At 57.7% G+C, this 24,520-nt stretch carries 21 protein-coding genes, 2 tRNA genes and 1 pseudogene; 2 read left to right on the plus strand and 22 right to left on the minus strand.

Annotation, left to right across the window (positions count from 1 at the left end; all coding sequences use genetic code 11):
* Positions 1-4 precede the first annotated feature (4 nt).
* The 12 genes from BN3002_RS09125 to BN3002_RS09180 all read right to left on the minus strand — a co-directional run bounded on the left by BN3002_RS09125 (position 5) and on the right by BN3002_RS09180 (position 11,526).
* The gene (locus BN3002_RS09125; protein WP_058237570.1) at positions 5-1,024 is read right to left on the minus strand and encodes a LacI family DNA-binding transcriptional regulator; all 1,020 of its coding nucleotides are present in this window, start codon (positions 1,022-1,024) and stop codon (positions 5-7) included.
* A gap of 16 nt (positions 1,025-1,040) precedes the next feature.
* Positions 1,041-2,483 (minus strand): GH1 family beta-glucosidase, encoded by a 1,443-nt coding sequence (locus BN3002_RS09130; protein ID WP_058237571.1) that lies wholly within the window; start codon positions 2,481-2,483, stop codon positions 1,041-1,043.
* Positions 2,480-3,553, minus strand: a complete 1,074-nt coding sequence (locus tag BN3002_RS09135; protein ID WP_257525598.1) for a carbohydrate ABC transporter permease — start codon at positions 3,551-3,553, stop codon at positions 2,480-2,482. The genes BN3002_RS09130 and BN3002_RS09135 overlap by 4 nt, the downstream gene beginning before the upstream one ends.
* On the minus strand, positions 3,550-4,650 hold the full coding sequence (locus BN3002_RS09140) for a carbohydrate ABC transporter permease (RefSeq protein ID WP_082628628.1): 1,101 nt from the start codon (positions 4,648-4,650) through the stop codon (positions 3,550-3,552). The genes BN3002_RS09135 and BN3002_RS09140 overlap by 4 nt, the downstream gene beginning before the upstream one ends.
* A 112-nt stretch (positions 4,651-4,762) precedes the next feature.
* Entirely contained in the window at positions 4,763-6,070 is a 1,308-nt protein-coding gene (locus tag BN3002_RS09145; protein ID WP_227469246.1) for an ABC transporter substrate-binding protein, read from the minus strand.
* A 250-nt stretch (positions 6,071-6,320) separates the two neighbouring features.
* On the minus strand, positions 6,321-7,202 hold the full coding sequence (locus BN3002_RS09150; protein WP_058237933.1) for a sulfite exporter TauE/SafE family protein: 882 nt from the start codon (positions 7,200-7,202) through the stop codon (positions 6,321-6,323).
* A complete protein-coding gene (locus BN3002_RS09155) occupies positions 7,199-8,575 on the minus strand; it encodes an anaerobic sulfatase maturase (protein ID WP_082628698.1) in 1,377 nt (458 codons plus the stop codon). Before BN3002_RS09155 ends, BN3002_RS09150 begins: the two co-directional genes overlap by 4 nt.
* A 152-nt stretch (positions 8,576-8,727) precedes the next feature.
* On the minus strand, positions 8,728-9,138 hold the full coding sequence (locus BN3002_RS09160; RefSeq protein WP_082628629.1) for a peptidoglycan bridge formation glycyltransferase FemA/FemB family protein: 411 nt from the start codon (positions 9,136-9,138) through the stop codon (positions 8,728-8,730).
* Between the two features lie 131 nt (positions 9,139-9,269).
* Complete coding sequence (locus BN3002_RS09165; protein WP_058237574.1) at positions 9,270-9,494, minus strand: GNAT family N-acetyltransferase; 225 nt, start codon at positions 9,492-9,494, stop codon at positions 9,270-9,272.
* Positions 9,491-9,892 (minus strand): hypothetical protein, encoded by a 402-nt coding sequence (locus tag BN3002_RS09170; protein ID WP_257525599.1) that lies wholly within the window; start codon positions 9,890-9,892, stop codon positions 9,491-9,493. Before BN3002_RS09170 ends, BN3002_RS09165 begins: the two co-directional genes overlap by 4 nt.
* A 251-nt stretch (positions 9,893-10,143) precedes the next feature.
* Positions 10,144-11,196: a permease prefix domain 1-containing protein gene (locus tag BN3002_RS09175; RefSeq protein WP_058237576.1), complete on the minus strand. Its 1,053-nt coding sequence runs from the start codon at positions 11,194-11,196 to the stop codon at positions 10,144-10,146.
* 9 nt (positions 11,197-11,205) lie between these two features.
* Positions 11,206-11,526 carry a PadR family transcriptional regulator gene (locus BN3002_RS09180; RefSeq protein ID WP_058237577.1) on the minus strand — a complete coding sequence of 107 codons (321 nt, stop codon included), beginning with the start codon at positions 11,524-11,526 and terminating at the stop codon, positions 11,206-11,208.
* Between the two features lie 516 nt (positions 11,527-12,042).
* On the opposite strand from BN3002_RS09180, the pseudogene BN3002_RS11335 reads away from it, so the two are divergent.
* Positions 12,043-12,937: pseudogene (locus BN3002_RS11335) on the plus strand (IS1249 family transposase); the annotation flags it as partial.
* Positions 12,938-13,024: 87 nt separating this feature from the next.
* Here BN3002_RS11335 and BN3002_RS09195 read toward each other — a convergent pair.
* From BN3002_RS09195 to dnaA, 10 genes are all read right to left on the minus strand, one after another.
* A tRNA-Ala gene (locus BN3002_RS09195) sits at positions 13,025-13,100 on the minus strand.
* 78 nt (positions 13,101-13,178) lie between these two features.
* On the minus strand, positions 13,179-13,331 hold the full coding sequence (locus BN3002_RS11185) for a DLW-39 family protein (protein WP_227469239.1): 153 nt from the start codon (positions 13,329-13,331) through the stop codon (positions 13,179-13,181).
* 33 nt (positions 13,332-13,364) lie between these two features.
* A tRNA-Ile gene (locus BN3002_RS09200) sits at positions 13,365-13,438 on the minus strand.
* Positions 13,439-13,560: 122 nt separating this feature from the next.
* Positions 13,561-13,965 carry a DUF3566 domain-containing protein gene (locus BN3002_RS09205; RefSeq protein ID WP_058237580.1) on the minus strand — a complete coding sequence of 135 codons (405 nt, stop codon included), beginning with the start codon at positions 13,963-13,965 and terminating at the stop codon, positions 13,561-13,563.
* Positions 13,962-16,547 (minus strand): DNA gyrase subunit A, encoded by a 2,586-nt coding sequence (gene gyrA, locus BN3002_RS09210; RefSeq protein ID WP_058237581.1) that lies wholly within the window; start codon positions 16,545-16,547, stop codon positions 13,962-13,964. The genes BN3002_RS09205 and gyrA overlap by 4 nt, the downstream gene beginning before the upstream one ends.
* Before the next feature lie 72 nt (positions 16,548-16,619).
* A complete protein-coding gene (gene gyrB / locus BN3002_RS09215) occupies positions 16,620-18,656 on the minus strand; it encodes a DNA topoisomerase (ATP-hydrolyzing) subunit B (RefSeq protein ID WP_058237582.1) in 2,037 nt (678 codons plus the stop codon).
* Positions 18,657-18,871: 215 nt separating this feature from the next.
* Complete coding sequence (locus BN3002_RS09220) at positions 18,872-19,591, minus strand: DciA family protein (RefSeq protein WP_371935777.1); 720 nt, start codon at positions 19,589-19,591, stop codon at positions 18,872-18,874.
* Entirely contained in the window at positions 19,578-20,831 is a 1,254-nt protein-coding gene (gene recF / locus BN3002_RS09225; protein ID WP_058237584.1) for a DNA replication/repair protein RecF, read from the minus strand. The genes BN3002_RS09220 and recF overlap by 14 nt, the downstream gene beginning before the upstream one ends.
* A gap of 4 nt (positions 20,832-20,835) precedes the next feature.
* Positions 20,836-21,969 carry a DNA polymerase III subunit beta gene (dnaN, locus tag BN3002_RS09230; protein WP_058237585.1) on the minus strand — a complete coding sequence of 378 codons (1,134 nt, stop codon included), beginning with the start codon at positions 21,967-21,969 and terminating at the stop codon, positions 20,836-20,838.
* Between the two features lie 531 nt (positions 21,970-22,500).
* Positions 22,501-23,907: a chromosomal replication initiator protein DnaA gene (gene dnaA, locus BN3002_RS09235; protein WP_058237586.1), complete on the minus strand. Its 1,407-nt coding sequence runs from the start codon at positions 23,905-23,907 to the stop codon at positions 22,501-22,503.
* A gap of 473 nt (positions 23,908-24,380) precedes the next feature.
* Between dnaA and rpmH the strand changes: the two genes are divergently transcribed.
* The gene (gene rpmH / locus BN3002_RS10820; RefSeq protein WP_074026227.1) at positions 24,381-24,518 is read left to right on the plus strand and encodes a 50S ribosomal protein L34; all 138 of its coding nucleotides are present in this window, start codon (positions 24,381-24,383) and stop codon (positions 24,516-24,518) included.
* The last annotated feature ends 2 nt before the right edge of the window (positions 24,519-24,520 follow it).

A 24,520-nucleotide genomic window follows, 5' to 3' on the forward strand; every position in this document is an offset into this window, starting at 1 on the left:
CACTCTAACCTGATGCGCGGACCACCAGCTCACAGGGCAGCAAGACAGGAGCTTCCGTATGTTCGCCGTTGATCAGGTCACGCAGCATCCGCGTGGCAACGTCAGCCATCTGATCAGCAGGGTTCGTCAGTGACGTCAATGGCGGAGTGAAGCTCGCTCCCATTTCCGAGTTGTCGATCGACACCACGCAAACATCATCCGGTATGCGAATGTCCTGGTCACGCCACACATTGATTGCGGCCATCGTCATCAGGTCCGACGAGGAAAAAACAGCGTCAACTTCGCCGCGCTGAATCGGCTCTATCAACTGATACCCCGCCCGGGCTCCCGATTCAGCAGTGAACGAGCCGTTGACAACGAGTGCCTCGATATCGTGAGTTCGCAGCTCATCACAGAAACCAGCCAGACGATCCTGCGCTGCCACCATATCCGTTGATCCGGTGATAATAGCCGGTTTGCGCGATCCACCCTCGACCAGTCGGCGGGCAGCCATACGACCAGCCTGCTTGTTATCCACATCGACCCACGACTCAAAGGAGGTGGATTGTTCGGGTCGTCCGATGAACACGATTGGAATGGGCGCGTGCATGAAGGTTTCAACCTGGCCGGGGATCTGGTGATGAGAAGTCACGATCGCACCGTCCACATGCCCGTCGTACAGGAATGGTCGCAGGCGCTGGTGGTGGCCTTCCTTGTCTGCAAATGCCAGAACCAGTTGCACGTCCGTGTCATCCAGGCTGGAGACAACCGCCTGCACAACCGAAGAAAAGAACGGGTCGGAAAAGATGCGTTGATCCGGCTCAGGCACAATCAGCGCGATCGTGTCAGTTCTCCGTGTCACGAGCGAACGGGCCGCACGGTTAGGCCGATAGTTCAGCTCCTTGACAGCGCGCTGCACGGCGCGCACTTTCTGCGGTGACACACGGGCATCCCCGCGCACGACACGCGATGCCGTTGCACGTGACACGCCAGCTGCACGCGCCACGTCCTCAAGGCGCACTGCGCCCGTGCGTGGGACTCCCATGACTCATCCTCTATTCCTAGGCGTCTGGAATCTTCAGCGTTCCGGTGCGCATGACGTCGCGGTACCACAGCGCTGAAGCCTTCGGTACTCGCTCGAGCGTGTCATAGTTGACGCGCACGATGCCGAATCGCTTCGAATATCCCAATGCCCATTCGAAATTGTCCATCAGTGACCATTCCAGGTAGCCGCGCACGCGGGCGCCCTCGTCAATTGCCTGGTGAACAGCTGCCAGATGATCACGAATGTACACCAAACGGTCGTGTGAATCGTCAACGTAGTCGTGCTCATCAGCAGCATCAGGGTAGGCGGCACCGTTCTCGGTCACCACAAGGTCAGCTCCTGCCGGCCCGGTGTATTTCTGATGTAGGTCGGTGAGCAGCAGGTACAGGTCGTGAGCGTCGACTTCCCATCCCATATCTGTCAGCGGCAAGTTGCGCGAGACTACGCGCACAGATGATGAACCGACTTCCGGGCTGGAACGCAGCACTCCCTGCGCATTCGGTGCAGGCACCGATTTCCTGTATCCATCCTCAGGTGCGGCCACTGCCATTCCGTTATAGAAGTTGACCCCCAGCACGTCGATCGGCACATGAATCGTCTCCATGTCTCCGGGGCGTACATACTGCATGATGTCGGCTTCCAGACGCATGTCTTCGACCACGTCAGCAGGGTATTCGCCGCGGAAAATGGGGTCGAGGAAGATACGGTTGTGTAGCCCGTCAATTCGTCTGGCGGCATCACGATCAGCCTCGCTATCCGGGTCAGCGGGGTGTGCGACAGTGAAGTTCAAGGTAATTCCACGCGTCGGCTTCTCACCTTTTTCATTGGCGAGGGCGTCGATGGCACGTATCGCCAGTCCGTGCGCCAACAGCAGGTGGTGCGCCGCCGCCACAGCCTCATCAGGGCTGGTGTGCCCAGGGGCGTGCTCACCGCATGCGTAGCTGAGGAATGACGAGCACCACGGTTCGTTCAGCGTTGTCCACACGTCCACGCGGGCGCCAAAACGGTCGTATACGGCGGCTGCGTAATCAGCGAACAGTTCGGCGGTGTGGCGGTTTGTCCAGCCGCCCTCGTCCTGCAGGACCTGCGGCAGATCCCAGTGGTAGAGCGTGAGCCACGGTTTGATTCCTGCTGCGCCGAGCTCATCGATCAGGTCACTGTAGAACGCCAGGCCTTCTTCGTTGAGGGTGTGTCCATCTGGCATCACGCGCGCCCATGACACGGAGAATCGGTAGGTGCCGACACCGAGGTCTTTCATCAAGGCGACGTCTTCTTTCATGCGATGGAGGTGGTCGCATGCGACGTCGATAGTGGATCCGTCGATGATGGCGCCCGGGGTTTGGCAGTGAACGTCCCAGATGGACGCAGCTTTCCCGCCCTCGTATGCGCCGCCTTCAACCTGAGCTGCCGCGGTGGCGACGCCCCATCGGAAATCTTCAGGGAAAGTGAGTGTGGTCATCCTTTGACAGCTCCTTGCATGACGCCGGAGACGAGATGCCGTCCGGCCAGGAAGAACAGAATAATCAGTGGTGCCGTTGCCACGACGACGCCTGCCATGATCAGGGAGTAGTCCTTGAAGTAGGAGGCTTGCAGCAGTTGCAGTGCAACGGGCAGTGTTGGGTTTTTCGCGCCCAGAACGATGAACGGCCAGAAGAAGTTGGTCCATGAGCCGACGAACGTGAACAGGGCGAGCATCGCCGCGGCGGGTCGTGCAGCTGGAATCGCCACTGACCAGAACGTGCGGAACATGGAGGCGCCATCCACGCGGGCTGCCTCGATCAGTTCGTAGGGCAGTGCGTCGCGGATGTACTGCGTCATCCAGAACACGCCGAATGCGCTGACCATGCCCGGCACAATGACGGAGACGAGTTCGCCGCTCCATCCCAGTTTTGTCATCACCATGAACAGCGGGACAACGCCCAGCTGTGCGGGCACCGCCATCGTCGCGATGATGAAGGTCAGCAGTGGTTCACGCCCGCGGAAACGCAGCTTCGAAAACGCGTAACCCGCCAGCATCGAGAAGAACACCACAGAGGCGGACGAGATCACTGCGACGATCACCGAGTTGATGAACGCCCCCCACACGTTGATGTCGGAGTTGAGGACGCGCTGAATATTTTCGATCAGGTGCCCGCCCGGAATCAGGGACGGAATCGGATTCTTGGCAATGTCAGGCGCGGTGGACGAAGCGAGCAAAAACGCGAAGTACAGCGGGTAAGCAGAGATCAGCAGGATCACTACCAGCAGTGCGTACTTGTACCACCGCGGCCGCTGGGTCGTGCCGAAACCACGGTGTTCGGGTGTGTCCGCGCGCCGGCCACGCTTTTTCCGCACAGGTTCGGAGAGCTCGTAAGCAGTTGATTGAACTGACGAGGCAGCCTGGCTCTTTCCTTCCTGAGTCCGTGCCCTGATGGTGCGACGACGGTCTTGCCTGGCTCTCGCGCGCGCCGCTGCGCGCGCAGCCCTTTTGCCGCATCGCTGCTCAATCATGGCAATCGACGGCTGGTAAGCGCCTTCAAGAGTACTCATGACAGGTCAGCTCCTTTCCCTGCAGAAGTTGAATGTGCCGAACGGTGATCGGAGTGTGCGGCCGAGGTGGCAACCAGTTCGTGCTGCGCACCCGATTTGTCGGAGCGATGTTGTGCTTCGACGGCGCGCCGACGCGCCTCGCGCTTCTCAGCACGGGAAATCCTTCGACCGGAGGAGGAAATTCGCTTGGTCAGGAGGAAGTTGATCGCCGCGAAGAAAACGATGATGAGGAAGAGCAGCCATGCCACGGCAGATGCCTTACCGAAGCTCTTTTGCGCGCCCCACCCGACCTGGTACAGGTACATCGTCAGGGTCAGCCACTGGTTGTCGGCGCCGCCACCACCCATCGTGTCGTACATGCGCGGCTCGTCGAAGATCTGCAGACCGCCGATAGTGGAGGTGATGACAACGAAAATAATGGTCGATCGAAGCTGCGGGATCGTCACCGAAAAGAACTGGCGGGCAGGGCCTGCCCCGTCAACGGTTGCCGCTTCGTACAGTTCACGCGGAATAGCCTGCATGGCGGCCAGAAGAATCAGAGCGTTGTACCCCGTCCAGCGGAAATTCACCATATTCGCAATAGCGATATGGGAGGCCAAAGCGTTGGCATGCCAGCCGATCGGACTGATGCCCACCATGCCCAGCAGCGTGTTGATCATGCCTGACTGGTCAGCAAAAACTTTCGAAAAGATCAGGGCCACGGCCACAGGCGCCACAACGTAAGGCAGCAGCACACCCATGCGCCAAAATGTCCTGGCACGCAAGTTGGCATCGAGCACCCAGGCAATGAATATCGCGGCGATGATCTGCGGAACTGAGGACAGTAAGAAAATTGAGAATGTATTGCGCAGCGCGATCCAGAAGACTGAATGGTCCAGAACGGCTGCGTAGTTTTCAACTCCGTTGAACCCTTTATCCCCACCGATCAGGTGCCATTTATGGACGGACACCCAGGCTGTATAGACCAGGGGGAACAATCCGGTCACGGAGAAAACAATAAAGAATGGCGAAATGTACAGATACGGAGAGGCTTTGTACTCGAATCTACTGAGACGATCTCGCCATGTAACGCGCGCAGTGGCAGCATCGCTCGACATGGGTTTTCCTGCGTTCTTTCAGGTAGAAAAGCACGAATGTGCAAGATGGATCCGATGAGCTGGGGACTGTGGCGGGCCCATTTTGAGCCCGCCACAGTCTCACAGTGAGGAGTTATTGAAGATCAAGCTGGTTGTATTCAGCAATAACCTTGTCCCAGGACGCCTGGGCATCATCAGTCTTGTCGACATCGACGCGCGTAATGCCGTCGGTGACCAGCGTGGTCAGAGCGAAGAAGTTGGGTCCCTTGTACGGCTGGACCGTGATCTTCTTCGACATGTCAGAGAAGATCTGCCCGATCGGAGCGTTGTTGAAGAACTCGTTGGTGTATTCGGTCAGCTCCGGAGAATCCAGTGCTTCCAGCTGCGAGGGGAAGTTGCCCTTGGTCTCGAATGCCTTGATCTGCTGTTCGGGTGCGGTCAGCCAGGCTGCGAGTTCCCTGGCTTCCTCCGGGTGTGCGCCCTGCGCAGGAACAGTCAGGTAGGAGCCGCCCCAGTTGCCACCGCCACCGGGGAAGACAGGAGCCACGTCCCAGCCTTCGACGCCTTCAGCATTTCCTTCGACAACGCCGAGCATCCACGGCGGGCACAGCATCGTGGCAAAACCATCATTCTGGAATGCGTTGGTCCAGTCTTCCGACCACTGTGACAGGTGGGCAGACAGGTTATCCTCGACCGACGCCTTCAGTACCTGGTCGTACACCTTCTTGATGGTGTCGTTTTGGTCCAGCGGGATCACGGTGTTGTCAGACTCTTCGAAGGGCTGTTCAACCTGGTTCAAAATACCCTGGTAGGTACCGGTTCCACCGTCAAACCACGGAATTCCGGTTGCCTCGACGAACTGTTTGCCGACTTCGAAGTACTTGTCCCAGTCGCCTTCCAGCAGCTTGGCCACCTCATTGCGATCAGTTGGCAGGCCGGCTTTTTCAAACATGTCTGCGCGGTAGCAGATGGCTTCCGGACCGGCATCCGTGCCGTAGCCCATCAGCTTGCCATCTTCAGTCATCGCAGCTTCGGCCTTCCAGTCCAGCCAGCGACCCTCAACGTCAGGTGAGCTCAAATCGACGAATTCATCTGGGTACTGCTTCAGTTCGGGCCACCAGTCCACTTCGATTGCTTCGATGTCCGACAGGCCGGATCCTGCTGCCAGACGGGTGAGCATGTTGTCGTGGGCTTCGTTCGAGGTGGCCGCTTTCTTCTGCTCGACCTTGATGCCCGGATGTGACTCCATGTATTCGTCAAAGAGGTTGTCGTAGCCAAATTCGTTGAATGTTGCGACAGTCAGCGTGATGTCGCCGTCTGATCCGCCGCCAGCCTCGCCTGATGCTGAAGATTCCGATCCTCCGCCTGACGAACAGGCTGCCAACGCAAGTGCGCCAATTGAGAACACCCCGATGGTGCCCATCATTTTTCTCGATCTCACAACTACTCCTTCGTATGTGATGGTGTCGTCCATTGCCGATGCGCATGGACCAGCGCCCTGATAAGGCCACCTTTGGGAGCGCTCTCTCATTGTGTTCACAGGCTGAGAGCGCTCTCAACAGGATGTTTCCCATCCTGCCACCATAGTGCGCAGGCTGCAACCGTTAAACGGACACGATTTAGTAACACCTTTCACAAGGCGGGTGTTCAGGCTGTCGCCGGTACTCCTCGTGTCTGACGGCAGCCGTCGCTCACAGCGCCACAGCTGTGGAGACCAGCGTCGCTACGGCGACGATTAACAGCAGTCCACCGAAAGCCAGTGTCAGGGTGCTGTTTTTGGCTCGAGTGGTCAGTTTTCCGCCGAAGATTCCACCCACCATTGAGGCAGCTGCGAACGACAGTGTCACAACCCAGTCGACGCTCACGTGAGTTCCCACCCGAGATAGCAGTCCCATCGCTGAGGCAATGATCATGATCAACAGCGACGTGCCTGACGCTTCCTTGATCGGGAATTTCAGCACCAGCACCAGCATCGGAACAACCGCGAACCCGCCGCCGACACCGAAAAAGCCAGTCAGGAAGCCTGTCAGTGTTGCCGCAGCAATCAGTGCCCAGACGTTGACGCCGTCCAGTGAGAAAAGACGACGAGGCGCGCGGGCACCCTCGTCAATACGGGTGGAGGAAGGGTCAGCATCGTCGCCATCAGCACCATCAACGGGAGTATCGTCGAGGGCATCTGTGGACGCATCGCGAGATGGCGATCCGGCACGGCGCAACACTCGCCAGATCATGAGCGTGCCAACGCACAACAACAATGCGCCAAAACAGAGCATGAGGATGGTGCCGTCTACCAGCACGCTCAGGCGTGAACCGGCCAAAGACCCGATGCACGACAGGGCTCCGAAAATGAGCCCTTCCTTGATTCGAACCCGTCCGTGGCGCTGATGGTCAACGATTGACACGACGGCGGTCAGAGCCACGATGACCAGCGACGACGCGGCGGCAGAATGGGGGCTCTGCCCCAGCAGATACACCAGGATCGGGACGGACAAGATGCCGCCGCCAGCGCCCAGCGCGCCCACCACGACACCCACCGCTAATCCGACTGCCAACGCTGCACCAATGCTCATCATGTCCTGCATGTTCCCTTTCGCGTGTCATTCATAATGTCGCTGGCGGGTCGGCCCGAGACAATCAGGCCCGCCATGCGCTCCAGGTCAGCGCTGATGTGTCGGTAGAAGTGCTCGTATCCGGCGCACAGATAGTTCTGCCCGTACTCTCCGTCGACCGAGCGAACGAAGCGGTCCTTCGGGCATCCGCCGTAACACAGCTGCAGGTACGGGCAACGCCGGCACTGTCCGGTCAGCTCAAGGCGTTTCTTGCGTGAAAAGCGGCCCATCGTGTCAGTTCGGGCCAGGTCAGCAAACGCGTCCGCCGCCACGTTTCCCACAAGCCAGTCAGGTTCAACCCAGTGGTCGCAGGCGTACACATCGCCGTTGAATTCCATGGCAAAATTGAATCCGCACTCGGGCGCATGCACGCACACCGACGCGGCACCGAAAAGCGCAGACAAGGCTGAATCGAAATCCTGGACGAAGACGCGCCCCACATCGCGCTTAACCCAGCAGTCGAAAACGGTGGAGAGGAACTGGCCGTACGCCTCAGGGTCCACGCTGCGTGATGTCACATCCGAGCCATGCTGACGGTAGAGCACGCTCGGAGCGCGCTCCCCTTCGCCGCGCCAGCCGTTTTCAGCCAGATCAGCATATTCGGGGTCGACGCGCTCCACGATGGGAATGAACTGCATAAACTCAGCACCCAGCTCATCGCGGAAGTACTCGTACACTTCGCGGGCATGGTGTTCGTTCGCATGGTGAACGGTGCACAGGACATTGCAGCGCACACCGGCTTCCTGCAGGTATCGCCACCCTCGAATCACCATCGTGTGTGTGCCGTGGCCACCCTTATTCAGTCGGTAGGCATCGTGCAGCGCCTCAGGCCCGTCAATCGACACACCAACCAGGACGTCGTGCTTGGCCAGGAATTGCGCCCAGTCGCGGTCGATCAGAGTGGCATTGGTCTGAATCGCGTGGACAACGCGTTGCGAGGGGCGGCGGTAATCCTCGCACAACTGGACGGCACGTCTGAAAAAGTCGAGTCCGCGCAAGGTGGGCTCGCCACCTTGCCACAGCATCGTCACCTCGCCGTCGGCGCTGGCGGCCAGGAACTCTGCGATGTATCGCTCCAGCGTGTCCTCGCTCATGCGTTGGCGCGGCACGTCGTAGAGCAGTTCCTTCGACAGAAAGAAGCAGTACTGACAGTCGAGGTTGCACGCCGCACCAGAGGGTTTGGCAACGACGGAGAAAGGAAATCTTTCGCGTGCCAGAGGTGTCCCGTCGAGAGAAGGGGCCTCGGTGCGCACATGTGGAAACGGCAGTGGTGTCAGTGCCGGCACGGAGTCTGCTGCGGGTTCGGGATCCGGCGCTGGAGGTGATCCGCGTGTCATGGATACCTCCTGCCCGTTCATCGTCAGCCGTTTTGATCCAGCGTAGTCACGGTTTTCGCTCAGGCGCCACCGCATCACGGCCCGGGCGGGATGTCTTATGCAACGTCACATCGTGCAGTGATCGCGTCCCTGCCCGACAGTTGGCTCCCTCGTTATTGACGAGGGGCGTGCCGCATCACTGTTCGAATGCGCGCCAGCTGATCACGCAGTTCGGTGAGACGCAGGACCAGGCGGTAACGAAGCATGTTGATCGGGATTTCCCCGTACGTCCACACCTGTGTCGGTTCGGCAGCAAATTTCGTCTTGAACGTATCGAGGTGGGCGAACTGGGGAGCGTCTTCTGAGCCGATTCCCATCAGATCCAGCGTGTGGCACTTGCGTTCGCGGGCCACCTGAATCATCTTCCACACCAAGGCGTCGGGAGCCAGTTCGCGTTTGGCCTGAGGCGTGGCAGCGGCAAAGTAGTAGGTGGCGAGGTCGTGCGCATGGGTCATCATCAACCAGGCCGAAGATTGACCTTCGGGGGCGTAGGTGATCAGTGTTGCCGCATCCCCTGTGCCAATGCAGTCAGGAAGTCATGGTAGTAATCGCCCGTGAAGGTGGCGAAGAGTTCCGCGCTGCCGAGATTGTTCATGATCTCGACAAGAGGGCGAAATTCTTCAGCGCTCAAAGAGGTATAGGTGTGAATAGCACTCTAATCGATCTCGCGCAGGGCTTTCCGCGCGTCGCGTCGCCCTCGTTTTTTCATGCGGGCGAGCACATCGGAGTCCTCATCGCCCTTAAGGTCCAGCATCACCGTACGATCGTAGGCCACGGCATCGCTGCACGGCAGGCACTGCGCCTGAAGGCTCGCCACAATTCTGAGGAACGTGGCATCACTGCGTGATTTCTTGACGTAGGCGGCTAGGTCATCGATCATGCGTCGTTCAACTGAGGCAGGGGGCGCTCATTCCAGACCGGCCCGCCACGAGACCACAGGAACGGTACACGATGAGTCTCATACGACTTCAAGGTTAAGACTGCTTCATAGTGCCCATCAGTCCACAGGTGGCGGGACCCCTCACAAAGGTCGCGGCCCTCATGCAGTGCGTCCACGCGATCCCATTGCACTGTCGCCTCGATCGGCACCAATGACTGCGCACGTGACAGGAATGCCTCGTATTCCTCGTCAGTCAGTGTCTGGATATGCGAATCAGCCGATACTTCCGCTGCAGTGTAAGGGTCGCGCGAAACGGGCGCGTTTTTTCTTTGTGACTCACGACGCTCACCTTCTGTGTCTGACCTACGGAGCAGGGATGATGATCCGTATCCCACCAACCGGCCATACTCATTGGAAAAACGTCACTGTAGGCGGATATTGCGCCGAATCTTTCGAGATCCTCAACGGACAACAACGGTTCAGTAACGAGTTGCAATTCCTCATCGTAGCATTTGGATCATCCCGAGGATCTCACTGTGATCACTTGAGGCTGACACCACAAAGGCCCCGGCCCATGACACCTCACCCCGCCGATCAGGCCGCTCGAGAGACCGTTCGTCGGGGTGAAGCTCAGATGATTGCGATGCTTCTACTTTTCCGTGCTGAACATGTAGTTCGTGGCCACCACGATCGCGCCGTAAATCAGTCCGGCGATCGGCCACACCAGCCACGAGGTTTCCCAACTGCCCAGGAATGACACCGCCAGGAAGATCGCAACGGTCAGCAGCCAGTACACTCCGCTGATCATGCCCAGAGGGCTGTGTGAGGTCTTCTTGGCCAGGTCGTACTCTTCAACCTGCAAGATGACGTTCATGCCGTTCATAACAGTCTGAACTGCAGTAATGCTGTAGGTCGCGACGGCGAAGATGATCAGGGAGAGAGCAAAGCAGATTGCCAGTATCCCGTCCCCGAACACGTCCGACAGTATGCTGCCAAGTATCAAAATCAGTAGCCCGACGATGTAGGAGATCACGGAGATCGTAACGGCACGCGAATATGTCGGCTTAAACTCCTTCTTCTGCTGCTCAGTTCGATACGTTGCGGCAATGGTGGGCGCCAGAATCTTCTTCGACATGTCCTCATACTCACCTGAGTAGGGGTTTTTCAGGATGAAGTACAGTCCGAGGCAGACCAGAATTGCCACTACTGTCAGTCCGATGGCGACAGCGATCATCTCAACGGTCTCGCCGCGTCCGTCAGCCACCATGCCACCGCAGATCAAAACGATTGGAGACAGGATAAATGCTGCCACTCCCAAGGCGATGGGGCGTGCCCGTTTGCGTCGATGCTCAATGAACTCGGCGGCTCGTTCAGGACTGATCTGAATCGGTGTATCAGCCAGGGTGACTGTGCGCTCGGTCGGCGCTGTCACCTGGGGATCGCCCGCCTGGTTTGCCGCTGCCGACTGGGGTGATGCGGCCTGGGCTGGAGCGGCTACTCCCATTTCTGCTGCCAACTCATCAACATCTCCGAAGTCAGCGATGACCTGGGACAGTGCGTAGTGTTCGGGCAGTCCCTGCGCCAGGAGTTCGTCGTATTTGTCTTCCATCAGTTCGAGCATTTCGCTGCGGGCCTGCGCGGTTTCAGGGGTGTGGGGAAGAGATGCGAACATGTAATCAAGATATTGCTCGATGGCTTTCATGGTTACTCCTCAACGAATGAATTGGTCAACGAGGATTTTGGTGTCGTTCCACTCGGAGCACTTGTCATGGTAATAGGTGCGTCCTTCTGTGGTGATATGGAGGTAAGTCCGAGGTTTTCCGCCGGTTCGGGTGCCGGGATACGAGGTCACGTATCCGCCTTTTTCAAGTCGTTTGAATGCGGAGTACAACGTCGTTTCCTTCATGACGAAGTCGCTTTTGCTCAGTTCAGTGATGGATTTGGATATTTCGTAGCCGTAGCTGTCCGAGTCGAGCAGAACTCGCAAAATCATCAGTTCCGTGCATCCGCGCAGAACTTCACTACTGACCATGTGGGTTCCTCCCTTTGTGATGCCGTCGCCGCACTGTTGTGGTGATGTGTATGCCCCTCAGCAAGTACTCCATGTGAAGTACTACGTCTGATGTAGTAAATACTGTACACCCACTACTACGTCACATCAAGTAGTTTGGGTCACTTCGTGGTGCAGTGATTTCCGCCTTACGTGTGTTGGCAGCGACTGGGCCGAAGATCACGCGCTGCACCTCCTAGAGGCCGAAGCCGTCGATTTGACGCCTCGTTGTGCACATTCCCCTAGATCTAAGGCCACCACATGCACATTCCCCTAGATCTAAGGCGACCTCGTGCACGATGCCCTGGAAAAAAGAGAGCCTTTTCAGCACTCTTTTCCATGTGTCCACGTCAGCCGGCATTAGCTTCAGCGACGCCCGCGACAGACCTTGTTGATCTAGGGGTTTGTGCAATTTTCTGCCTAAATCTAGGGCTTCGTGCATTTTCTTCCCTTAAATCTAGGGGGTTGTGCGTTTTTCTCCTCTAGATTGAGGGGATTGTGCACGCAGGCGGGTGCCTGTTGGCCGCCTCCAGTCTTGACCACGTCATAGCCTGGCACTGGTGCACAACCGAAAGCACTGGTGCCTACAGCGCGCTACTCGACGGGATTACCGCTCCACTGATCGTGGTCACCAACAGCGGGCGCGCAGCCGCCAACGCCATCAACAACTGCTGGCCAACCACCGCAGTACAACGCTGCCTAATCCACGCCCAACGCACAGTACGTAGACATACAACCTCGCGGCCTCGCACCAACGGCGGGCGTGCGATTTACCAGCTGGCACTGAACCTAACGAAGATCACCAGCTTCGACCACGCCGCCCAATGGGGCGTACAACTGCACCAATACGAATGCGTCTACCGCAACTGGCTCAACGAGAAGACCTGGACTACCGACCTCACCACCAAGCAAAGAACCTGGTCGTGGACACACGAAGGCGCCCATAGGGCATACAACAGCCTGAACAATCTCTGGCGGCGCAACCTCCTGTTTACTTACCACAACCTACCCGGCACAACCCTGGATCTCCAGCATCTCAAATCCACCACCAACAGCCTTGAAGGCGGGATCAACGCCCAGCTGAAACTACTCGCTAGAACCCACCGCGGCACACACGCAGAGCACCAACGCCGCATGCTGGAATGGGGGCTGTACCTAAAAAACGGACCAGCCCAACGACCCAGTACAAATCGCCAAACAGCCCAACAAGGGTCAAGACCAACTCGCCAAAGTCCCAATCCTGATCCACAACGAGAACCAAGCCGACCAAGAAACCGGACGACCAGCCCTCTACGACAAAGCTACCGACACCACCTACAACCACTCACTCGGCTTCCGAAAAGGCCAACTCCAATCCCGACACACCAACAAAAACACGCATTTTGTCGTTTAACCCCATTTTGTCGTTTAACCGGCAGTAGCCCAATATTCGTCGCCACGACACAAAAAGCGCTCATTGTGAATCACAATGAGCGTCCAGTGGTGGAGCTAGTGGGACTCGAACCCACGACCCCCTGCTTGCAAAGCAGGTGCGCTACCAGCTGCGCCATAGCCCCGTTATTGAGTTCCTACCGTACCTGACGGTGACAGCTCCAGACAACCGCCCAGAAAGCGGTCGGGTCGGGTCGCCGTCGTTAATGAGCGGTGGAAGATTCCGGCTCATATTCGTCGGTGACGGACCTCCACAGATCAGCGTTATTGGACAGGTCCTGAGCAATTTGACGAACGACAATCCCCGCTATCGCAGCACCGGCAAGCGCCGCAATGGTCGTGATCGCCTTCTTCACCGCTCCGCCTCCCATTCAGCTGAGTGTGGACAGTGGGCCTAGCTGGACTCGAACCAGCGACCTCAGTCTTATCAGGACTGCGCTCTAACCAACTGAGCTATAGGCCCATCCGCGCCCCAAGGGCACCGAACTATCGTACCCGAGCATCGGTGCGACAACAAAACGAGAGCCTAGTGACGTCTATGACATTCACCGACACCACAGTCGCCATCTTCCACCGCTCGCGCCTCTACTCATCCATCAAGGACACGCGCACCCCGCCCACCAATGAGGCGATGATGTTGTACAGGAACGCACCCAGCGTCGACATCGCCGTGATCATGATGACGTTGGCAACCGCCGCAATGGTCGCGTAGGACAGCACCTTCGACAAATGCAGGTACTCCATGAGCGTGACGAAACGTTCCGCGCTCAGATTCTTGAGGAATTCCTCAATGTCGCCGAAAACGTGCATGGAGTCGAGCATCAGCCACAACACCAGGGTGGCGAACACCAACGCTATCCCCAGCGCCACGGACAACAGGAAGCCAACCTTCGTGACTGACCACGGGTCCACGCGCGCTACCGACAGGTCGACTCTGCGCGGTACATCCTCATCCAGGATCGGCTGATCGAGGTCTTCAAGATCGCTCATTGCTCGTCCTCCTCAGTTTCTGCACTTGACGCTACAGGCTCATCAGCCTCTTGTGCAGCTGATTCGTCGGCGGTTTCATCAACGGCCTCATCTTCGTCATCCTCCGTGTGACGCGTAATCGCAATAATGCGGTCATCGTCATCCGGGCGAGCGAAAATGACACCCATAGTGTTGCGCCCGGTGGCACGCACGTCGGACGCGTTGATTTGGACAAGTTTACCGGATTCGGTAATCACCATGACATTCTCGTCACTGTCGACAACGAGGGCGCCCACCAGTGCACCTCGTTCATCCACCAAGTTGCCTACTCGCACGCCGAAAATGCCGCGACCCTTCACAGGATATTCGCTCAACGGGGTGCGCTTCGCGTAGCCACCATCTGTGACGATCAGCAGGTCAGCACCCTCGCGCACAACTTCCATCGCCAGCAGCTCATCGCCGTCACGGAACTTCATGCCGCGCACACCCGACGTGCCGCGCCCCATCGGACGCAGCTGCTCATCGCTGGCAGTAAATCGCACCGCTTGCCCCTTACGGGACACCAGGATCAGATCATCATCAGCGTTCACCAGCTGAGCAGATACCTGCTGATCAGGCTCTCCGTTGTCATCATCACGCAAGTTGATCGCAATAATGCCGCCGGTTCTGGCACTGTCGTATTCCGACAGGCGCGTTTTCTTCACCAGGCCGGACCGTGTGGCCAGCACCAGGTAGTCAGCCTCGTCGTAGTCGTGAATAGCCAGGACCTGTGCAATGCGCTCATCGGGTTGGAACGCAAGCAGATTCGCAACGTGCTGACCGCGGGAGGTGCGACCGCCCTCCGGAATCTCATACGCTTTCGCGCGGTAAACACGACCCAGGTTCGTGAAGAACAGCAGCCACTGGTGCGTGGTTGTGACAAAGAAATGCTCCACCACATCATCGCCCTTGAGCTGAGTGCCGCGCACACCTTTGCCGCCGCGTTTTTGCGAACGGTAATTGTCGGTGCGGGTACGTTTGGCGAAACCGTCACGGGTGATGGTCACCACCACGTCCTCTTCGGGGATGAGGTCCTCCATCGACATTTCGCCCGCGTACGGCACGATCGTGGTGACACGCTCATCACCGTAGCGCTCGACAATCTCCGCCAGCTCGGTGGACACAATGTCGCGCTGGCGTTGCGGGGTGGCCAGGATGTCTTCCAGGTCGGCCACATGGTCACGCAACTGTGCGTGCTCGTCCAGAATCTTCTGACGTTCGAGGGCGGCCAGGCGACGCAACTGCAGCGCCAAAATGGCATCAGACTGCGCTTCATCAATGTTGAGAAGGTCCATCAGGCCGGTGCGCGCATCGTCGGCTGTTGGAGAGCGACGAATCAGCGCAATCACTTCATCGAGGGCATCGAGCGCCTTGAGGTAGCCTTCCAGAATGTGCAGGCGTTCGCGCGCCTTGTTCAAACGGAAGCGAGTGCGCCGCTCAATGACTTCGATCTGGTGTCTGATCCAGTGACGGATAAATCCATCCAGCGACAGTGTGCGCGGCACGCCGTCCACCAGGGCGAGCATATTCGCCGGGAACGAGTCCTGCAGCTGCGTGCGCTTGTACAAGTTGTTCAGGACAACTTTGGCAACCGCGTCGCGTTTGAGAACCATGATCAGGCGCGTGCCTGAACGGCCCGACGTTTCGTCGCGGATGTCCGCGATGCCCTGGATCTGGCCGGCCTTGACCATGTCGGCAATTTTCTGGACCAGGTTATCGGGGTTGACCTGGTAAGGCAGCGCCTTGACAACCAGGCACGTGCGGCCATGGATTTCCTCAACCTCGACAATGGCGCGCTGAATAATCGAGCCGCGGCCAGTGCGGTAGGCATCCTCAATGCCCTTGCGACCCAGGATCGTCGCACCGGAAGGAAAATCCGGGCCCTTGATGCGTTCCATGAGAGCTGCCAGCAGTTCTTCACGCGTGGCATCAGGATGCTCAAGTGCCCACTGCACACCCTCGGCCACCTCACGCAGGTTATGCGGCGGGATGCGCGTGGCCATACCCACGGCAATACCTTCCGACCCGTTGATCAGCAGGTTCGGAATACGCGACGGCAGGATCGTAGGCTCCTGGGTGCGCCCATCGTAGTTGTCCTGGAAGTCAACAGTGTCTTCATCAATGTCGCGCACCATTTCCATCGCCAGGGGCGCCATCTTACATTCGGTATAACGAGGGGCAGCAGGCCCCAGGTTACCGGGAGAACCAAAGTTACCCTGACCGGCAATGAGCGGGTAACGCATTGACCACGGCTGGATGAGGCGAGCCAAAGCGTCATACACGGAGATGTCACCGTGAGGGTGGTAGTGCGCCAACACGTCACCGACGACGCGCATGCACTTGTAGAAACCTGCATTGGGGCGGTATCCGCCGTCGTACATGGCATACAGGATGCGGCGGTGAACCGGCTTGAGGCCGTCTCGCACGTCCGGAAGGGCGCGGCCCACAATGACCGACATGGCGTAATCAAGGTACGACCTCTTCATTTCCATTTCGAGGTCGACTTGATCAATCCGTCCGTGCGGAGCGGTTGATTCAATCTCTGTGGTGGGCTCGTCACTCACGATGAAACTCTCCTTGGTCCCTGATCAGTAGGTTGTTGACGATGGTCGGATCACTGTCGTTGCGCCGCGGCGCTAGGCGTCAATGAATCGCACATCCTGAGCGTTTCGTTGAATAAACGAACGCCTGGATTCCACGTCATCACCCATCAGCAGGGTGAAGATTTGGTCGGCAGCTGCTGCTTCGCCCACCTCGACTTGCTTCAAAATTCGGTGCGCAGGATCCATCGTGGTTTCCCACAATTCCTGGTCGTTCATCTCACCCAGGCCCTTGTAACGCTGGATGCCGCCCTGCTTGGGCAGGCGATGACCGGCCTTGAGTCCTTCAGTAAGACAGTCGTCACGCTCCTTGTCCGAATACACGTATTCGTGCGGAGCATTCGTCCACTTGAGTCGATACAGCGGAGGTGTCGCTAGGTACACGTAGCCTTGCTCCACCAGTGGTCTCATATAGCGGTACAGGAACGTCAGCAGCAAGGTCGCGATGTGCTGGCCATCCACGTCAGCATCTGACATCAGCACGATCTTGAAGTAGCGCAACTTGTTGATGTCAAACTCTTCACCAATGCCAGTGCCCAGGGCGCTGATGAGCGACTGGATCGTCTCAGAGTTCAGCGCGCGGTCAAGGCGAGCCTTTTCAACGTTCAGGATCTTTCCGCGAAGTGGCAAAATCGCCTGGTGTTCCGGGTCGCGCCCACCGACGGCACTACCACCTGCCGAGTCACCCTCGACAATGAAGATTTCACACACCGAGGGATCTTTGGACGAGCAGTCGCGCAACTTCGTCGGCATCGACAGCGTGTCCAGGGCGGTTTTGCGCCGAGTGGCCTCACGGGCCTTGCGTGCCGCGACGCGCGCCAACTGAGCCTGCTGACCTTTCATGATGATCGCCTTGGCGTCGGCAGGATGCGCATCGAACCAGTCCTGCAGGTGCTGGTAGACCTGCTGCTGGACGAATGTGCGGGCTTCTGTGTTCCCCAGCTTGGTCTTGGTCTGGCCTTCGAACTGCGGTTCGGTCAGCTTGATGGAGATCACCGCCGTCAGACCTTCACGCACATCTTCACCGGACAGGTTTTCGTCCTTGTCCTTGAGGATTCCGCGCTCCTTGGCATAACGGTTGATCACCGTGGTCAGTGCCGTGCGGAAGCCCTCTTCGTGTGTGCCGCCTTCGGTCGTATTGATCGTGTTGGCGTAGGTGTGCAGGCTCGACGAGTACGCCGTTGTCCACTGCATCGCAATTTCCAGCGACATCGTGCCCGGATCGTTTTCAGCTTCAAAATCAATGATCTCGGAGTTAATGACGTCAGTCTTGCGGCTCGAATCCAGGAATTCCACGTAGTCGCGCAAGCCATGTTCATACATGTAGGACACGCGGCGGAATCCTGGAACAGGATCGTCAGCTGGGCCTTCATCATCCCCGGTGATCTCGTCGCCCTCGTCCTGAACCCAGGGGCGCTCATCGGTCAGCGTGATGCGCAGCCCCTTATTGAGGAACGCCATCTGCTGGAAGCGGTGACGCAGCGTCTCAAAGTCAAACTCAGTGGACTCGAAGATCTGTGGATCTGGATAGAACACCTGGGTAGTGCCCGTTTCGTCGGTTTCCTCGCCACGTTCGAGCTCAGAGACCACTGCCCCGCCATCGGCAAAGGACATGCGCCACACGTACCCCTGTCGACGCACCTCAGTATCAACCCGGGTGGACAAAGCGTTCACGACGGAAATACCCACGCCATGCAGACCGCCGGAAACAGCGTACCCGCCGCCTCCGAACTTGCCTCCGGCGTGCAGAATCGTCATGACGACCTCAACAGTTGGTCGCCCCTCGGTGGGGTGAATATCCACTGGAATACCGCGCCCGTTGTCGACTACCTTCAGGCCGCCATCAGCCTGGATCGTCACCTCGATGTGGTCGGCATATCCAGCCAAAGCTTCGTCAACGGAGTTGTCGACCACTTCATACACCAGATGGTGCAAGCCGCGTTCTCCCGTTGAACCGATATACATGCCAGGCCGCTTACGAACAGCCTCCAGACCTTCCAGAACGGTGATGTCTGATGCCCCGTAATGCCCCTGGTCCTCATTTGGCTGGGAATTGATCCCTTCGTCCGCCACTCACCGGCTCCCCTCATTGTGATGGTGCTGTGCACCGCGGGCTGGCTGCCCTCCCGGAAAATTCCGGGACCGTGTGTCCACATGACACACTACTCATAATCTGTTTATATTTTACCAAAAAACAGGGTTTTTCGACTTGATTTCACGTTGGTGCAGGCCCTACTAAAGTACTCGTGAGCTGCGAAAATACAGGTTTTGATGAAGTGTGGGAGGGGTCACCCATACGTGTCACGCACACCTCTGCCCTTCACTGACCATCGGCCCTTGTTCCAGGAGGGGGCCGACGGGCCGCGGACGATGACCTGATCGACCACTCCGGCACCGACTTCTTCGGCAATTCGGCGCTCAATATGCGGCAGAAGCAGCACGAGCTGTTTGGCCCACGCCGTTGATGAACAGCGCACAATGAGTGTGCGGTCATTGAAGGTTTCGATTGAACAGTGCTGGGCGACGTTGTCTCCAACAATCACTGGCCACTGCGCCATAACCGACCCCATCGCGGTCGAGGAATCCCACCCGCGATCATGCGTGGTCTTCTTGATGACACGTCCAATGGAGCGCGGTTCATTCCACCGCAAGCGACCAGAAGCCAGTCCCACACGTCCGGCGCGCCCAGCCCCGCTTCGATGCCGCAATGCCCACAGGGGTCCCAGCATGGCACGAGCTCGCAGTTCCTCGCGTGCATTGCGAGGTTCGAGGGTGACCTGACCACTGTGTGTATCACCGTTCGATGCACCGGTGTCACCTGCACCAGCGTGAGCGCCATGGGCGAACTCATCGCGCTGAGTGCGCCCAGAAGAGCCGGCAGCGCGCGGATGAGTGCTGCGCGTGGCTCCCCGAGCCAGCATGGCACGCTGCATGCGAGCAGTGGCCTGCGCGATCACATCGGTGCGCTCACCATCAGAAAGCAGTCCGGAATTTTCATTCACGCTCAATCACCGAGCCATCTTCTGGATCCCAGTGGACGCGAAAAATGTGAGCGTCCAGCTGATCGGGCACATCGCTCTCAACTGCCGCAGTAATGAGCACCTGATCTGCCTGCCTGATGACCTCGACAAGGGCTTGACGCCTCTGCGCATCGAGTTCAGCAAAGACATCATCGAGGATGAGGATTGGCCGTTCTCCCTCGTCACTCAGGACTTCAAATGATGCCAGGCGAAGTGCCAGGGCAGCCGACCATGATTCGCCGTGAGATGCATAGCCTTTAACGGGCAAGTGTCCCAAAGTCAGTTCCAGGTCGTCGCGGTGGGCACCCACAAGGTTCACACCGCGTCGCACTTCATCGTCTCGAACATGCTGGAGGGCCTGTCTTAATGCCTCAATGTGCGCGGTCGGGTCAGTGACGTCGATATCGCTGAAGGCTGACACGGAGGCTTCCAGGCCCACTGAAAATTCTCGAGGCGAGTCAGCCACACTGCTATAGGCATCAGATGCCGGTGTACTCAGTAACGTGACGACGCGGTGGCGCTCAAGTGTGACCTGCGCAGACAGTTCCACGAATTGGTCATCCCAGATTTCCAGCGTTGACAGATCAGGGACCTGGCCACGACGCACACGTGCACTGGCAGCTTTGAGCACTGCGGCGCGTTGGCGTGCCACACGGTCAAAATCTGCACGAACGGCGCTGAACGTCGGGTGAAGCTGGATCGCGCATTCGTCGATGAAACGGCGCCTGACCTGCGGTGCATCGCGCACAATGGACAGATCCTCGGGTGCGAACACAACGGTCCTGACCATTCCGAGGATTTTCTTAGCCGCCAGCGTGGTGCGATTCAGGCGCGCCCGATTGGCTTTTCCGCGCACCACTTCCAGTTCCACCACCTGGTCGCGCCTGCCGGCTTGATCGCGCCTTTCGGAGGATTCACCTGCCTGTGACGTATCCGAAGCATTGTCACTGTTGTCCCCGCTCAGCGACGTCGTGTGCTCCCCTGTCACCAATTTCACGCGGATCATGGCACCACCAGGAGGAGCCTCCTCGCCGGTCGGTACCCGCACCAGTGCCGTGTCGGCAGCGACCCGATGAGACGAAAACGTTGACAAATAGGCGATGGCCTCAACAAGATTCGTTTTTCCCTGACCGTTGTGGCCAACGAAAACGCTCACTCCAGCGGGAAGTTCACACACCTGGTGACGGTAGGAACGGAAATCATCAAGTGCGATGTGCGAGATACGCACACACTCACGCTCCGAAGCGGATGGGCATCAGCAGGTAGCGGAAACTGGTGTCCTCTCCCCCATCGAGTTCACTTTGACCAGTCATGACAACCGGCTTGGACTGGTGTGTAAAGCCGAAGCGCACAAAGTCGGCCGACAGTACCGACAGGCCTTCAATCAGATACGACGGGTTGAATCCTGTGGTGATCTCGTTGTTGACCTGAGCTTCAATTGCTTCCGAACCCTGGGCGCTTTCACCCTGGCCGGCTTCGAGGACCACCTGACCTTCTGAAAATGCCATCCGCACCGACGTCTTACGCTCAGCCACCAGCGCCATACGCTTGACCGCTTCAAGCAGCACGTGACGATCACATACAGCCTGAATCGGTGTGGTTTCCGGGAAAAGTCGGGATACCGGCGGGTAATCCCCGTCCATCAACGTGGAGGTGGTGCGTCGACCCGATGCCTCAAAACCAATCAGAGATGATGCTCCTGGCTTGGATTCACGTGACAGACCGATCGTCACGCGCGACCCTGATGCGGTGGACTTGGCCACGTCGCTCAGAATCCGGGCCTTCACCAGTGCCGCATCGGAGAACTGCGGGTCACTGGGTTCCCATTCCAGGTCACGCACAGCTAGGCGGTAGCGGTCAGTGGCGATCAGCGATATGCGCTCACCTTCAAACTCCATACGCACACCCGTCAACAGTGGCAACGTGTCGTCGCGCGACGCGGCGATCGAGACCTGGCCGATGGCCTGGGCAAGTGTTTCAGAATCAACAGTGCCGCGTGTTTGGGGATGTTCGGGCAGCAGCGGGTACTCATCCAGTGGCATCACGGCCAGCACAAAGTGAGACGATCCGCAGGTGATCGTCACTTTCGGTCCGTCAACAGTGAAATCGACCGGACGCTGTGGCAGTGACTTACAGATGTCGGCCAGCAGGCGACCCGATACGAGAACCTCACCGGGCTCATGTACTTCGGCAGGAATATGCGAGTTCGCGGATACCTCGTAGTCGAATGACGACAGCGTGACGATCTCAGCATCTGCGCTGAGTCTGACACCTGCCAGAATCGGGCTGGGTGGCCGTTGCGGCAACGCTCGGGCAGTCCACGATACGGCTTCCGACAAAATGTCACGGGCGACAGTGAACTTCATTCTGTACCCCTCCAACTCCCCGTGCGAGCACTCATTAGCTGTTTTGATGAACCGAACCAACTCTACTCGATTCTCATGCAGAAGTTGACCCCAAGGCGAAATATGTGGATTACATCAGAACTGACCACGAACCCGTGCGATGAGCTTCGTCGAGCTCTTCGCGAACTCATTAATCGGCCACCCATCGTTTGTTGTGAGTTTTCCACTTTTTCATCTTTTATTTCTTTTTCTTCATCGTCATAGGACATGTGGAAAGTGTGGAAAAGCCCGTCAACCCCCGCGATTTCAACGATTCGTTACGTGGACAAATGTGGGCACGAGATGTGGACACTTTATGAGCCGATTGTGGATTCACACAAGACCGGTCCGTGCATCCACAACGAGCAGGCATCGATCCACAGATCGAATCACAAATTTCTTGTCATTACCCACAGGATATCCACAGTTTTATCCCCAGCGGTGGGTAAGTAAGGAATATGCGGCTGGACGCGCCCCCTTCGTCAATTCGTGGCTCAACGGTACGGGCGATCCTTACGAATTGCGAGCTTTTTGCTTGATGCGGTTGGTCAACTCGGTGACGTGGTTGAAAATGTCACGCTTTTCCGCCATCTGCTCGGTGATCTTCTTATTGGCATGCATCACCGTGGTGTGGTCACGACCGCCGAACGCTGCGCCAATCTTGGGCAATGAAAGATCTGTCAACTCGCGACACAGATACATGGCGATCTGGCGTGCTTCCACCACCGTGCGGGAACGGTCAGTTGAACACAGTTGATCCAGCGTGACATCAAAGTAGTGCGCGGTCTGACCCATAATCAGTGCGGACGTGATCTCCGTGTCATCGGGATCAGAAATGATGTCCTTGAGGACCATCTCAGCCAGCGGCAAGTCAATGCGTTGCTGCGTGATATTGGCGAAAGCCGTCACGCGCAGCAGCGAACCCTCGAGTTCTCGAATATTCGACGAAATGCGCGAGGCGATGTACTCCAGCACAGCCGGATCCACTTCGATCCCCTCGCCAACGGCCTTCTTCTGCAAGATGACGATACGCGTTTCCAGATCCGGTGGCTGAACGTCGGTGAGCAGACCCCACTCGAAGCGCGAACGCAGCCGGTCCTCAAAGCCTGACAGCTGTTTGGGCGGCAGATCCGAAGTCAGAACGACCTGTTTATTAGCGTTATGCAGGGTGTTGAAGGTGTGGAAGAACTCCTCGACGGTCTGCTCTTTGCCCTGAATGAACTGGATGTCGTCCACCAACAGAATGTCCACTTCGCGGTAGCGGCGCTGGAATTCCTCCGCGCGGTCTTCGCGAATAGCGTTAATGAAGTCGTTCGTGAATTCTTCGGAATTGACGTAGCGCACACGCAGATGCGGATACATCGACAGTGCGTAGTGACCGATCGCGTGCAGCAAGTGAGTCTTTCCCAGTCCTGACCCACCGTAGATAAACAGGGGGTTATAGGACTTGGCCGGTCCTTCAGCCACTGCCGTTGCCGCCGCATGGGCAAAACGGTTCGAGGGGCCAATGACGAATGTGTCGAACGTATAGCGAGGGTTGAGCCGGGTTTCCGTTGAATCGATATTCACAGCATCGAGCACGCGCGAGGCTCCGGCGTCGCGCGGAGTTTGCAAAGGTGGAACATGATCATCGTCGGGTGATGCGCTCTCGTCTTCAAGCGGTGCAAGCGAGGTGTCAATGGTGACAGCGATGCGCACGTTGCGACCCAGTGCCTGGGACAGTGACTGCGTGACTTCGTCGGAAACGCGTGTCTCAATGAAACCTTTGGTGAATTCGTTGGGGACGGCCAGCAAGATGGTGCCTTCGATGTCGCCCAGAGGTTTCACCATGTTGATGAATGACGCCGCCAATGGCCCTAAATCAACGGATTTCAACGATTCGAGGGCGTCTGCCCACGCATCGGATAACGACTTGCTCACTGTTCTTACCTTACCTGCGAAACCGACGTGACATTCAACACTTGAACGCTACCAGTTTGTGACGACGTCCGGATAACTCACTGTATCGATCTGAGCGTAATCCACAAGTTGGGGAAAGGTCTGTGGAAAACACGCTGGCAAATGACACACGTGTAGTTACAAAGCCGAATTCAGAGATGCTGCGGAAAATCCGTAAATTACACCGTTGTGGATAACATGTGGAAATCCACGGATGTGGAAAAAGTTATCCACGGGCCAGTCCACAGTTGTGGACGAAAATTGGGAGTGTGGAACCGGTGACAATTGGCCTCGATTGCGTTGACGGCTCTGGGTCAAACCCCTACGCTTGAAATCTGTCTGTGCTCGCATGAGCACGCCGTGAACCGTCCTGCGAGAACAACTCGGTGGATACTCGCGGTGAAAGAAATAAAGGAAGAGTGGAACGAGGGGTTCCACCGTCAAGGAGTAGCGTCATGGTGAAGAGGACCTATCAGCCCGGTAACCGTCGTCGTTCCCGTACGCATGGTTTCCGTTTGCGTATGCGGACACGTGCAGGTCGCGCGGTGATCTCCAACCGTCGCCGCAAAGGCCGCGCACGTCTTTCTGCCTGAGA

Origin of the sequence: Actinomyces ihuae, assembly GCF_001457875.1 — a bacterium.
Lineage (GTDB): Bacteria > Actinomycetota > Actinomycetes > Actinomycetales > Actinomycetaceae > Pauljensenia > Pauljensenia radingae_A.